General features: G+C 65.0%; 15 protein-coding genes. 7 read left to right on the top strand and 8 right to left on the bottom strand.

Annotated features, from left to right (window positions below):
• Positions 1–101 precede the first annotated feature (101 nt).
• Positions 102–752, bottom strand: coding sequence for a maleylpyruvate isomerase N-terminal domain-containing protein (locus OG884_RS13105; protein WP_326645426.1), 651 nt, complete (start codon positions 750–752; stop codon positions 102–104).
• A 223-nt stretch (positions 753–975) separates the two neighbouring features.
• Between OG884_RS13105 and OG884_RS13100 the strand changes: the two genes are divergently transcribed.
• The 3 genes from OG884_RS13100 (at position 976) to OG884_RS13090 (ending at position 3,814) form a co-directional block, all read left to right on the top strand.
• On the top strand, positions 976–1,506 hold the full coding sequence (locus OG884_RS13100) for a pyridoxamine 5'-phosphate oxidase family protein (protein WP_326645425.1): 531 nt from the start codon (positions 976–978) through the stop codon (positions 1,504–1,506).
• A gap of 213 nt (positions 1,507–1,719) precedes the next feature.
• Complete coding sequence (locus OG884_RS13095) at positions 1,720–3,084, top strand: AAA family ATPase (protein WP_326645422.1); 1,365 nt, start codon at positions 1,720–1,722, stop codon at positions 3,082–3,084.
• 4 nt (positions 3,085–3,088) lie between these two features.
• Positions 3,089–3,814, top strand: a complete 726-nt coding sequence (locus tag OG884_RS13090; protein WP_326645420.1) for an HNH endonuclease — start codon at positions 3,089–3,091, stop codon at positions 3,812–3,814.
• Positions 3,815–3,900: 86 nt separating this feature from the next.
• Here OG884_RS13090 and OG884_RS13085 read toward each other — a convergent pair whose 3' ends face one another.
• From OG884_RS13085 to OG884_RS13075, 3 genes are all read right to left on the bottom strand, one after another.
• Complete coding sequence (locus tag OG884_RS13085; RefSeq protein ID WP_326645418.1) at positions 3,901–4,659, bottom strand: hypothetical protein; 759 nt, start codon at positions 4,657–4,659, stop codon at positions 3,901–3,903.
• Positions 4,660–4,801: 142 nt separating this feature from the next.
• On the bottom strand, positions 4,802–5,626 hold the full coding sequence (locus OG884_RS13080; RefSeq protein ID WP_326641797.1) for an IS3 family transposase: 825 nt from the start codon (positions 5,624–5,626) through the stop codon (positions 4,802–4,804).
• Between the two features lie 47 nt (positions 5,627–5,673).
• Entirely contained in the window at positions 5,674–5,961 is a 288-nt protein-coding gene (locus OG884_RS13075; protein WP_326637890.1) for a transposase, read from the bottom strand.
• 422 nt (positions 5,962–6,383) lie between these two features.
• On the opposite strand from OG884_RS13075, the gene OG884_RS13070 reads away from it, so the two are divergent.
• The 3 genes from OG884_RS13070 to OG884_RS13060 all read left to right on the top strand — a co-directional run bounded on the left by OG884_RS13070 (position 6,384) and on the right by OG884_RS13060 (position 8,177).
• Positions 6,384–6,791: an RNHCP domain-containing protein gene (locus OG884_RS13070; protein ID WP_326645416.1), complete on the top strand. Its 408-nt coding sequence runs from the start codon at positions 6,384–6,386 to the stop codon at positions 6,789–6,791.
• A 649-nt stretch (positions 6,792–7,440) separates the two neighbouring features.
• The gene (locus tag OG884_RS13065) at positions 7,441–7,695 is read left to right on the top strand and encodes a hypothetical protein (protein ID WP_326645414.1); all 255 of its coding nucleotides are present in this window, start codon (positions 7,441–7,443) and stop codon (positions 7,693–7,695) included.
• Entirely contained in the window at positions 7,692–8,177 is a 486-nt protein-coding gene (locus OG884_RS13060) for a hypothetical protein (protein ID WP_326645412.1), read from the top strand. Before OG884_RS13065 ends, OG884_RS13060 begins: the two co-directional genes overlap by 4 nt.
• A gap of 112 nt (positions 8,178–8,289) precedes the next feature.
• On the opposite strand, the gene OG884_RS13055 is transcribed toward OG884_RS13060, so the two are convergent.
• Together OG884_RS13055 and OG884_RS13050 are read right to left on the bottom strand one after the other, a co-directional pair.
• Positions 8,290–8,502 (bottom strand): DUF397 domain-containing protein, encoded by a 213-nt coding sequence (locus tag OG884_RS13055; protein WP_326645410.1) that lies wholly within the window; start codon positions 8,500–8,502, stop codon positions 8,290–8,292.
• Positions 8,490–9,410, bottom strand: coding sequence for a helix-turn-helix domain-containing protein (locus OG884_RS13050; RefSeq protein WP_326645408.1), 921 nt, complete (start codon positions 9,408–9,410; stop codon positions 8,490–8,492). The genes OG884_RS13055 and OG884_RS13050 overlap by 13 nt, the downstream gene beginning before the upstream one ends.
• Before the next feature lie 254 nt (positions 9,411–9,664).
• On the opposite strand from OG884_RS13050, the gene OG884_RS13045 reads away from it, so the two are divergent.
• A complete protein-coding gene (locus OG884_RS13045; protein WP_326645405.1) occupies positions 9,665–10,246 on the top strand; it encodes an ATP-binding protein in 582 nt (193 codons plus the stop codon).
• 245 nt (positions 10,247–10,491) lie between these two features.
• Here OG884_RS13045 and OG884_RS13040 read toward each other — a convergent pair whose 3' ends face one another.
• Positions 10,492–11,310, bottom strand: a complete 819-nt coding sequence (locus OG884_RS13040) for a carbon-nitrogen hydrolase family protein (protein WP_326645403.1) — start codon at positions 11,308–11,310, stop codon at positions 10,492–10,494.
• 104 nt (positions 11,311–11,414) lie between these two features.
• Positions 11,415–12,422: an LLM class flavin-dependent oxidoreductase gene (locus OG884_RS13035; protein WP_326645401.1), complete on the bottom strand. Its 1,008-nt coding sequence runs from the start codon at positions 12,420–12,422 to the stop codon at positions 11,415–11,417.
• Between the last annotated feature and the right edge of the window lie 19 nt (positions 12,423–12,441).

Here is a 12,441-nt window from a genome sequence, read left to right as displayed (position 1 = left end):
GAGCGAGTGGGGCGCCGGGCAGGGGAGGCCTCGCCGCCGCGCACGCCATCGGTGTCGAAGGCCCTGCCGAGAGCCGTCACCTTCGGCGGGCCCTCGGAGATCTACACTCGGGGTGCCCCGTACCAGCGCCAGGTGGTCAGACGCGGGCGCCCGGGTAGTTCGGCGCGGCCGGTGGCCCACAGCAGGGTGGGCCAGGGGGCCGTGCTCGTCGGGGCGTCCGGGAAGAGCCGGGCGAGCACCCGCGAGCACAGGTCGGCGGGTGGGGTCCAGGCGAGCCCCAGCCCCTCGGCCAGATCGTGGGTGTGCACCAGGGTCTCCACGATTCCCATCGCGGCGAAGCCCTCCGGGTCCGACGTCCCGTGCACGTGGTAGGCGCGGACCTCCGGCGATGCCGTACGCACCATGGCGACCAGCAGCGCGCCGCTCGCCTCCAGCACCTGCAACAGCCCGGCCGGTCCCGCCGCGCGGTCCGCGTGGATGGTGTTCGAAGGGCCTTGGGGCCTTCTGCGCTCCCGCACGAAGGGCACTCTGCTCTCCACAGGTGGTGTCCTGAGGCCCAGTCGGGAGGCGTACGAGAAGAGGTCGTCGCTGAGGTGCTCGACGGTCTCCCAGCAGTCCCACTCCAGTGAGCCGGCCTTGCCGTCCCAGGCCACCGGAGGCGCCTCCCGAAGGACGCCGACGGCACGTTGAACGGCCAGGTCAAGGTCGTCCGCTGTCACGGGGGAGGATCCGGCTTCGGTTGATCGGTGCATGACGGGAACGATATCGCCGGCTCGGAGCGTGCTCGGTCCGCTCGCCGTCCTCCCGGCGCGCTTGTCGTCGCAGGGTGTGGCGTCCGGCCAGGCGGCCCGCCGTGGTCCGCGAGGCGGGTGAAAAAATACGACACAAGGTGTCGGGTTTTGGGTCGAGCATGGTTTCGCCGGTCGGCGTCGATGGTGGGCGTGGACCGGGCCCTACGGATAGATAAGGATTCCAATGCGCGAAACGCCGGAAGAGCTCAACGAGCTCCAGGCCCTCCTCGATGCCTCCCTCTCCCGCTCCACCTCGCACCTCCGCTCGATCATCAACAGCGAGCGCACTCTGACCGCAGAGCAGCTCACCCAGGTTCTCACCGGCATGTGCACCCTCGCCCTGTCCACCGTGACGGCGAAGGGCGAGCCGCGGATCAGCGGTGTGGACGGGCACTTCCTGCACGGAAAGTGGCACTTCGGCACGGCACGCAACGCCGCCAAGGCCCGCCACCTCGCCGCACGCCCCACCGCCAGCGCCGCGCACATGCGCGGTGAGGAGCTGGGCGTGTTCACGCACGGCACGGTGGAGATCCTCAACCCCCAGGACGGCGAGTCGGCCGCGGACTGGCCGGACCTGCTCGCGTACTTCAAGGACTTCTACGGCGACGACTCCTTCGACTGGGACAACGACGTGGTCTACTACCGACTGCATCCGCACTGGATGACCGTCTACGCCTCCGATGTCGCGAGGCTCACCGCGGCGCCCCGGTCCTGATCCGCGGCACATGTACGCACCATGGCGACCAGCAGCGTGCCGCTCGCCTCCAGCACCTGCAACAGCCCGGCCGGCCCCGCTGCCCGTCCGTGTGGATGGCGTTCGCCGGGCACTGTCGGAAACTCCCTGTTGATCCGCGACTCCATCGCGAATGAGTGCAGCCATCGTTCAGAGAAGATGACGGTACGATCACGGTCGGGGAGGTGCGACGGCATGTATATCGCCGATCTCAAAGTCTCTGGTGTCCGCGGCTTCTCCGGCTCCCGGAGCGCGGATCTTCGGCTGACCCGTCCAGATGGCAGTCACGCCGGGTGGACGGTTCTGGCGGGACGGAACGGCTCGGGCAAGACGACCTTGTTGCGCGCGCTCGCGCTGGCCATGGCGGGGCCTTCCGCGGCGCGCAGTCTCGTTCCCACCTTCGACGGCTGGATCTCCAACGACCTCCTCGACGCGACGGTCGAGGCGAAGATCGTGTTCGATGACCTCCTGGACGGGTTCGGCCGTAGGCGGCGCCCTCGGCACCCGTTTCCCGCCCGTTTGACCTGGTCCCGTGCGCTCATCGGTGACTCCGGCCGGTACGGCCCGCAGCCGAACATGCAGGGCCATGGAACGACTGCTCCACGCGGGCCGTGGGCGGACAACCCACAGGGCTGGTTCTTCGCCGGCTACGGTCCCTTCCGGCGGCTGACGGGTGGCTCAGCTGACACACGGCAGCTCATGCAGAGCACAGGGCCTGTGGCGCGCCTGGCAAGTTTGTTCCATGAGGATGCCTCACTGGCCGAAAGCGTCAGCTGGCTGATCGACCTGCACCTTCGGAGCCTGGAAGGACGATATGGAGCCGCAGACCTGCTGGCGTTCGTCACCGAACTGCTCAACGACGGTCTTCTGCCTGACGGGTTTCGTATCGAACGGGTCAACAGCGACGGCCTGTGGGCAAGGCGGGACGGCGAACTCATCTCGCTTCGGGAGATGAGCGACGGATATCGGACCGTCACCGCGCTGGTCCTCGATCTCGTCCGTCAGATGAACCAGGCGCTTCCTGGTTACATGGAGGGGTACCTCACCGGTCGGCTGGCAGATCTTCCCGGCCTACCACCGCTCCCGCCCGGGCCGCCTGTTCTCCGCTTTCCGGGTGTCGTGCTGATCGACGAGATCGACGTTCATCTCCATGTGAGCTGGCAGAAGAAGATCGGTGAGTGGCTAAAGCGCCACTTCCCCGCCACCCAGTTCATCGTGACCTCACACAGCCCGTACATCTGTCAGAGCGCCGATCCGGGAGGGTTGATCCGGCTCCCCGGCGTCGACGAGGACGTTCCACCACGTGTTGTCGACGAGGAGCTGTACGAGCGCATCGTCTACGGTAGCGGCGACGACGCCCTCCTTACCGACCTCTTCGGGATGGACTCCCCTTACTCCAGCCACGCCGAAGACCTGCGGCGCAGGCTCACCGTGCTGGAGCGTGCGGTTCTTCGTGGGAAGGCGACTCCCGAGGAAACGCGCGAGTACGAGCAGCTTCGGGAGACGCTCACCAGCTCCCTGACAGCCCGTGTGGACGAGGTCTCCGCGAGGATCGCCTGACTCCATGATCCGTATTCACCGTGTGGTGCTCCCCTCCCACCTGGCCGACCAACTCCGCGATCGAGCCGGCAAGCTGCGTGAGAGCCAGGCCGATTGCCCGGCGGCCCGTGCCGCGTGGAAGTCCGCAGCCACCACCCGAACGCGGCTGACCGAGCAACTGACCACGATGGCCACCGGAATCCGCCGTTGCATGTACTGCGGAGACGGCCTCGGCACCGATATCGACCACTTCGAACCTCTGGCGGAGGCGCCGCTGCGCGCCTTCGACTGGCCGAATCACCTCCTGGCTTGCTCGTACTGCAACAGCCACCAGAAACGGGAGCTCTTTCCACGGGACGGGGACGGCAGGCCCCTGCTTGTCGATCCGTCGGCGGAGGATCCTTACGAGCATCTCGAACTCGTTCTGAGTACGGGAACCTATGAGGCGCTGACCGCCCGAGGGGACGCCACGATCAAGGTCTTCGGTCTGAACCGGGGCGATCTGGAGCGTGGCAGGGCCGCCGCTTTCATCCGGACGGTATCAATGCTCCGAGACCACGCCTGTCTGCGGCGATTCGACGACGCCGAGGCAGAGGCCACCGAAGTCGCCCTGTCACTCCTCGACCAGCCCTTCGCCGACGTCCTCTACGCCATGCTCCGCTATCGCGACCTTCCCGGCGCCGAGCACGTTTTGAGAGGCCCGGATGTCGTAACCGCGCTCGCCGACCCAGCACTGCACTTCTGGCCTTGATCTACTTCACGACCTGGCAGGCATGTCCGCTGCTTTCCCCCTGGTGAACTCGGAGCGTGCGGGGATGAATGCCGGCGCGGTGCCTCCTACTGTCTCTGGTCGGCAGGAGGCGGGTTGAGGGAGTCGCCGTCCCAGGCGAGCCGGTGGTCGGCGCCGACCTTCATGGCCTCCAGTTCCTCGTCGGCGACCAGTGTTGCGACGCACTCGTCGGTGCCGCCGACATAGGTGGTCATCAGATCGACGTCGGTGGCGACACACCACGTGCGGTCCTGCGGCCACCACAGGCCGGCCCGCTGGTCGAGCCACGATGTCGCGCTGAACGAGGTGGTCGCGGCGGACAGCGGTCCCGACAGCAGCAGCATCGGCCGGGCGGGCATCTCCACCCTCGGGATCTCCTCATCCTCCACGGGAAGGCCGAGGCCACCGAAGCCCTCCCAGACGGCGAACCAGCACTGCTCGGGGGTAGCGGTGTACGCGGTGAGGATCCGGGCCAGTCGTGCCGCCTGCCGTACCGGGAGAGATCCCTCCTGTGGAGGATTGTCCCAGAGTCCCGGCTGGTCATCGGAGGAGACGAACCGCCATGAGCCGGTGATGGAGGGCCACTGCATCGCCGGATGTGCCAGGCGCCCGTTGGCCTCGGCCACCTCCGCCCACGACACCTCCTTGGCCTGCTCGCCGTTCTCCCGGCGCGCCGGATGGAACACCCGCGCGTAGGCCGCGAAGACCGGTGGGACCAGGCATCCCACGACGTTGTCGTTGAAGTTTCGCGCCGCTTCCACCGCCCAGTCGGCGGGGCGCGCATCGGTCCGCAGGGTCAGGCCGCCGATGGTGAAGGATTCGTCCACCTCGCGATTATGTCGGCCTCGCCGTGGCCTGACCATGCCACCGCTGTGAGGGGTTCGGCTGATGCCTGCGTTGAGGCGGCCCCGCCCCATTCCCCGTCCGCGCTGAGGTTCCCCCCGTACGACAGCCACCGATGGTGTGGGATCACGAGGTTGCGTCTGAGGGCTTGTAGAGCTCTTCGAACGCGATTGGACTGTTCATGTCGATGCTGGAATGACGCCTATACGGGTTATACCAGCACTCGATCCATTCAAACATCGCGCTGGCCAACTCGGCTCTTGTTGACCATTTATTAACGTCGAGCAGTTCGAGCTGCATCGTTCCCCAGAACGATTCCATCATGGCATTGTCGTAGCAATCTCCGACGGTTCCCATCGAGCCGAGGAGTTCAGCATCGCGGAGCCGTTTCCCATACGAGAACGATGTGTACTGTGTTCCGTGGTCAGAATGCAGGACCGTCTTCTTGCTGGGCGGGTTACGGCGGGCGACGGCCATGACCATCGCGTCGACGACCAGAGCGCTAGTCTGGCTTATGTCGATAGAATGGCCGATGATGCGACGAGAATAGGCGTCCATGACAGCGGCGCAATACAGTTTCCCTTCGTCAGTGGGGTGCTCGGTGATGTCGCTGACCCACAGCCGGTCCGGCGCTTCCACGGTGAAGGCCCGGCGGACCAGATCCTCCTCGGTGGCGGCGTTGACGAGGTTGCGGCGGCCCTTGCGCCGGTAGATGCCCTGGATGCCGGCCTCGCGCATGAGCCGTTCGACGTGCTTGCGGTTGATCTCCAGGTCCAGGCCGAGCGTCAGCTCCGCGTGGACCCGCGGTGAGCCGTAGCTGTAACGTGACGTCTTATGGATGTCACGGATCAGCTTCAATAGTTCGGTGTTTCTTTGGTCGCGTGGAGACTGCGGCCGGCCAACCCAGTCTTTGTAACCCGATCTGGAAATGTTCAACACCCGGCAGGCCACCGCGACAGGAAAGTCATCATCGGCGAGTTCACGGACCAGCGCGTACCCTATTTTGGGAGCACGTTCTCCCGGGCGAAATACGCAGCAGCCCGCTTGAGGATCTCATTCTCCAGCTCAAGCTGCCGGGTTCGACGCCGCAGATCGGAGAGTTCCTTCTTCTCCGCGCTGGTCAGCTTCGCGCCGCCGTTGTCATCGGTGTCGGCCTGGCGCATCCAACTCCGCAGACAGGAATCGCTGATACCCAGGTCTTTAGCAAGGACAGAGACCGGTTTATCACCCTTACGGGCAAGCTCGACGGCACGCTGACGGAACTCGATCGGGTGAGGTGCAGGCACGAAGCACTTCCTTCCCAGCCGACACAGGGTCAACTCAGGTGAGGTGGCCGTGCTACGGGGGGAAGCTCACGCTAGGTTCGGGACATCCGAGGCGGCCGAACTGTCCGTCCGAGGAGTGCCCGCCCTGGAGGCGGCCCCGCCTGTTCCGAGTCAACGGGGCCAGGACGGCCGCGGCCGGAACGGGAGGGAGGCACTCCTAGCGAGCGTGGTTTCGGGGCAGAACGCGGCTTCGGGGCGATTCGAGGTAGGTGGAAAACCTGTTGATATCTCCCCCATCTTCCGATTCACTCGCATCATCGAGACAAGTTGTTGAAGGGGGATTTTGATGCCTGCGGGCACCGAAGCAGCCGTCGCACGCCCACGATGTGGCGTGACGAGGGCGCCGGTGACCTGTGCCCATCATCATCCCTGAGGAAGTCTCCTTGTCCCGCAACTCATCCCGCGACCGTGACCGCTGCCGTGACCGCTGCCGTGACCGCGATCGTGACCGCGCTCGCATCCGTTCCTTCCGCTGCGTCCACTGCGGCCTCGATGTCCCCGCTGACGCACCTGGTACGGCGCACCGTAACCACTGCCCGACCTGCCTGTGGAGCAGGCACCTGGACAACACTCCAGGTGACAGGGCGGCGGACTGCGGGTCGTCGATGGCCCCGATAGCCGTCCACGTCCGCCACCAGGGCGAGTGGGCCCTCGTCCACCACTGCGCGGGCTGCGGAGTACTCGACACCAACCGCATCGCGGGTGACGACAACCCGCTCGCTCTCATGCGGATCGCGGTGGCGCCCCTGGCCCGGCCGCCGTTCCCGCTTGACTGGTTTGCCCGGCTCTGAACTCAGCCGGCGCGGCATCGCGGCCGGGAACGTGCCGGTGGAGTGACATCACCGCGCCGGACCGGCCGCCGGCCCTGCGCGATGATGAGCTCGGTATACCGGCTCGCTGACAACCTCGCCCTACAGCGGGCCGGTGAAGTGGATCGTGTTCGACAACTGGACCGAGGCCACTGACACCCTCGTCAGCGGTCGAGAACTACCCGCGAGACCGGGAGCGGGGTGGTACGCGAGCCCTCGCTGGAAAAAAGCTTGCCCCGGGTCGCATGCAGAGCAGTGGCGATACCCGGGGCGTACGTGAGCCAGCGTAACTCACTCCCGGTCACAGCGGGAGGTACACGATTAATCGTGATGAGACCAAGCGGATCGCGGACCTGGTTTCCCCGGCGCGCCTGGCGCCTTATCTCGCCGCTTCAGGCGGGGATCTGGAGGTCGTGCTCCGGCTCTACGCGTGGAGCCTGGAGGCGAGCTGTGCCTTCGCGGGGGCGCTGCAGTTCCTTGGAGTTCCCGGGTCAGGTCGTCCATCGCTGGATCGCCTTCTTGATCGTGTCGATCGGCTTCTCCGAATACGAAGGGTGTTGCCGATGTTCTGTACTGTGAAGCTCTCAATTGATTCCCTGCCTGTGCAAGGCGCCTGCACTACGCTCGGGACATGAGCAACGAACTTCCCGCTGATCTGCTCGCCGAGGCCAGGCAGTGGATTGCCGAGACCGGTCAGGACATCACGCCTGCCGAGTACATCGCTCAGGCTGTTCACCGGCAGATGCAGCGGGATTACCGGGCTGCCAAGGAGCGAGAGGCGCGTCGCATCGAGGCGATCCGTACCTCCAACCCCGAGGGGTTCGCCGCCGGTGAGCGTCGAGCCGAGGAACTGATCGCCAAGTACGCCGGCCGGGCCACGGCGTGAGTGCCAAGTTCATCCTCGACACCTCGCTCATCACCGCTTACGCCCAAGGGCACGACCAGGCAGTCGGCGTGGTCCATGGGATCAAACGTCGTGTCCCTGACGGCCTTCTCCTGCCTGCCATATCGGTGATCACCGCACGAGCACACCTCACCGTGGACCAGCGAGAATATCTGGACGCGGAACTCCTGGCGCGTAATCCCCGACCGGCCCTCGATGAGGTTGTCGTGAAACTCGGCGTTGGATACGACCCTGTTAAAATCGATCTTGACGGGGATGCCCAGCGAGGGATCTCCGGCACCTGGGCGGACCTTGGGGTCGATACGGTGCCGATCGACGTGGCAGAGGCCGCCTACTGGGGCAACCGGACTGACCGCACTGTGCTGACGCTCGCAGGAAAGCAGGTATGGGGGCGGTTGCTCAACGACCTGCCGGGAGTGAGCGTCGAAGACCTACAGGACGGTCCGCCCGAGAACTGGAGCTGACTGTGACGGGCGCCGACGATCCAATCGGTCATAGTGACTGAGTTCTTCCGCTACACAGAGAAACCCCCCGAGGATGTGACCGGGGGGTTTCTTGGTGAAGGTGCATGTGAAATCAGTCGCAGTCGCCGTTCTTGATGGTAGTGATGAAGGTGGTCCACTGGTAGGGGGTGAGGATGAGGGCGGGGGCGGTGGGGTTTTTGCTGTCGCGGATGGCTCGGTGGTTGGTGGAGAGGTTGGCGATTTCGACGCAGTTGCTTCCGTCTCCACCTGAGAGAGTGGATTTACGCCAGTGGGCGCTGTGGAGTTCCTGGATCAGGTCGTCCATCTCGGGATCGCCTCCTTGATCATTTTGAGTGATTCGCGCCGGGACAGGGCGTCGGCTCGGATCTCGTTGTGCCTGAATGCTAGCTCTTTCACCTCTGCGGCCCGCTCGGTTACTCGATCTCCCATGCTCTGGGAATCGATGTAGGCAACGGAAGGCTGCCCTTCGGGCATGTCCGCGATGACGAAGCTTCCAAGTAGGCCCACGGTGCTGTAAGCCGTGTAAGGAAGCAGGTGAAGTGAGGTATGAGAACTTTCCCCGAGTTCCAGGAGATGCTGAAGCTGGCACTTCATCACTTCCGGACTGCCTACGGGTCTGTGCAGGATACTTTCGTCCAAGACCGCCCAGATCTTAGGAGGCTTGGGCCGCCTAAGGATTTCCTGTCGCTCCAGACGAGCCGCTACACGTTTGTCCGTCTGTTCTGGCGTGATGTCTGGTTCGTTGCCGATCAGGGCTCGCGCGTATCCCTCCACCTGCATGAGCCCGGGAATCATCGATAGTTCCCACATGTGAAGCGCCTCTGCTCCGGGCTCGAACTCCAGCCAGGAGCGGAACCAGCGGGGGACCTGTGTGGCCATGCGGTCCAGGCGGTCCAGCAGGTCGACGAGCGTTGTGCCCAGGTCGAGTGCCTCGTCCAACTGGTGGGCCAGTTTCCTGGTGGGCGCCCGGTGACCGTTCTCCAGCATGCTCAGATGGCTCACGGCGAGGGGGACCGCGATGCAGAGCCGTCTCTGGGTAAATCCGGACAAAATCCGGTATTTCCGTAGCTCTCTGCCGAATTGAACGCGCGTGGATTCATGTGAATCCGTATCGAACTCCGGCTCTGACTCTGTCTCCGGCTCTGTCTCCGGCCCTGTCTCCGGCCCTGGATCTGCCTCCGGCTCTGGATCCGGCTCCGGGATGATGCGCATTTTGGTCTCCTCTCGCTGTCTCTTTGGGATTCTCCTTCATTTTCATTGCCGAGGGAATGGATACGAAATTTTCATGGGTTCACAGTGTTGTGAACTTACTTCGCGAACTGTGAACCCCTGGTAATCGCGGTTCGGCTTCCGCTGTGCCTCGGTGTTTGGGACCGTGTGCCTGTCGAGCTATAGCTGTCACGGGATGTCAGTCAATGGCTCCGGTGAAAGCAGGTCGGCTTAATTCGGTCGGAAGGGGCAATTCCATGGAACCGGAGACGTTTAGCGAAATACTTCTGTCCAGTAATGTCGAAGCCGCTTCGCGGGCGCGGGAGGAGGTCCGTAAATGGCTGGGGGAGAGTCATCCGGCCTATGAGAACGCGCGACTGGCCGTGTCCGAGTTGGTGACCAACGCGGTCCAGCATGCCCGGCACGGGATCGCCGGGCAGGCCGAGATCTCCGGTGCCGGGGCTTCCAATGTCAGAGCTTCCAATGTCAGAGCCGCCAACAGCGGGGCCGCCGACAACGATCCGCTGGTCCTGCGGCTGCTGGCGTACGGCGGGCTGCTGCGCGTCGAGGTCGCGGACACGGGCCTGAGCACCGAGGAACCGCACGCTCGGGCGGACCCGGCATGCCTCCTGATAGAGAACGGCCGAGGACTGGCCATCGTCGGCATGCTCTCCGGCGGAAACTGGGGTTACCGCTCCCACGGCCGAAACCCCGGCCGGACCGTCTGGTGCGAGCTTCCCGCAGAGCCGTCCGCTGACGAGGGTCTCACCGAGACGTCAGCCCCGCCGCCTCCGGATGATCTCCTCCCCGGAACGCCGGCCTTCGTTCAGCCGAGGTGACGCGCCGCTCCCGGCACCCGTTGGGAGCTCCGAACCACCCCCGGCGGGTAGCGGCACGCGGGTCGTCCCCCATGAAGAACCTGCGTCATGTGCCGTTCCAGCTCCGCTTCCCCCGTTGGAGCACCCCGCCGGGGGCCTCATCCCAATGCCGGAACCTGGCTCACGGGCGCCGCCACGTGGGAGCGATGGGCACCACTGCGCTCGGGTCTGTACTTGCCTGAGTCGGATCGAGCCCGTCGTCGCTGTCACATCGCCGTCAACCGGTCGTACAGTTCCGGGCGCCGGTCACGGAGGAACGGGCGGCGCCGGCGCGAGGTCGCGATCAGGTTGAGGTCGACTTCGGCAACCGCGACGTCGTCGGTGTTGTCATTCGCCTGAGCGAGGACGTCGCCGTTGGGGCCGTAGACGGCGCTCATCCCGAAGTAGTCCTTGACGCCTTCCCTGCCCACCCGGTTAGCACAGATCACGAAGAGCCCGTTGAACACGGCGTGTGCCTTCAGTTCGAGCTGGAAGACCTCACGCATGGGCGCGCTCGCGGACGCGACCGGCACGCATAGCACCGAACCGCCCCGAAGAGCGACGATCCTGCTCAACTCCGGGAAGTGCCTCTCGTAACAGATGATCGTGCCAACCCCGGTCTCACCCGTGTGCACGACTTCAGGCTCGGTGCCCCCCGGCCGGAAATAGAACTTCTCCGGGAATCCATTGGAGAACGGCAGGTGGGACTTTCGATAGACCGACTTCAGCTCGCCCGCGACGTACGTGCAGGCGGTGTTGAAATACACGCCGGGCACGTCACCGGCTTCGAATACCGAAGAGACCACCGTGATCCCGTGCCGACGGGATCGGTCAGCCGCCATCGTGTTCGACGGGCCGTCGAGACGCTCCGCCAGCTCGAAGTAATCCGGATCCGGGTCGGGCTGCACGAACGGGACAGCGAACAGCTCAGGAAGAAGAACGATGCCGGCGCCCTGGCCGGCGGCGGCATCCACGAGATCGCCGGCCCTGCCGATGGTTTCGGTCCGGTCGTCCGTGGCACGGAGCTGAACTGCGGCGAGCTTCATGCGATCACCTTTTCGGGAGTAGGCTGCGGCATTCCGGTCAGCGCGACGCCAGACCGCGGACGCACGATGGCGATGGTCGTTCGGGGAAAGTGGTGATCCATCGTTCAGTCCTTCCCGGCCAGGGCAAGGCGGGTGAGCGTCTGCTCCTTGTCACCGAGCGTGGAGATGATCGGGCATCTGACACCGGCCTCGTGGTAGGCCATGAGCTTGTCGAAGGCCTGTGATGTGGACCCACACGCGGTGACGTTCTGCACCAGCGAGTTCGGAACGAGAGGCATCGCACGCTTGATGTCCTCGGGAGTCGCGGGCCATCCCGCCACCTCCTGCAGCCGGTCGACCAGTTCGCGATCCACGCCACAGTGCTCGGCGATGTGCGGCTGCTGCATGAGGTAGAGGGTCAGGAACGCCTTGCACGCGTCGATGGCCTCCTGCGGGTCGTCGTCGTTGACGCTGCATGCCACGATCTGGGTCAGGTCGATCCCAGTGCGACCGTCGGTGCGCTTGGCAACGCCCCGGCCGATCGCCTCTTTGGCGCCGGTCAGATAGGACGGCGGCAGGAGGAAGTCCATGTGGACGCCATCGCTGATCTCTCCGGCGAGCTCAAGCATCTTCGGCCCGACCGCCCCTATGTAGATCGGGATGTCGACCGGCTTGTTCTCGCGGTACATGCTGTCGAATCGCACGTCGCGCATCTGCACGAACTCCCCTTCGAAGGAGACGAGTTCATTGCGGAAGAACGCTTGGCAGACGGTGATGTACTCGCGCATCGAGGCGATCGGCTTCACGAGCGGCTGACCGACCTTCGTGGCGAGCGGCTCCCACCAGGCGCCGATGCCGAGGATCGCGCGACCCGGAGCCACCTCGTCCAGGGTCTTGAAGGTCACCGCCATCAGTGCCGCGTTGCGGCTCTTGTTGTTGACGACGCCCGTGCCGATCTTCAGGTTGGAGGTCTTGCTCGCGATGATGGCCGCGGGCACGATTCCGTCCCTGGCCAAGCGACCCTCGGCCACCCAGACCGACTCGAATCCGTTCCGATCCGCGAACTCTGCCTGCCAGTAGGTCTGCTCAAGGCTCAGCCTCTCGCCAACGTGGATGCCGAGGGGAAGTTTCATAGCCGGAGAACTCCGATCA

It is taken from the genome of Streptosporangium sp. NBC_01755, from assembly GCF_035917995.1.
In the GTDB taxonomy this organism is placed as follows: Bacteria; Actinomycetota; Actinomycetes; order Streptosporangiales; family Streptosporangiaceae; genus Streptosporangium.
This window is presented reverse-complemented; position numbering and strand designations above follow the sequence as displayed.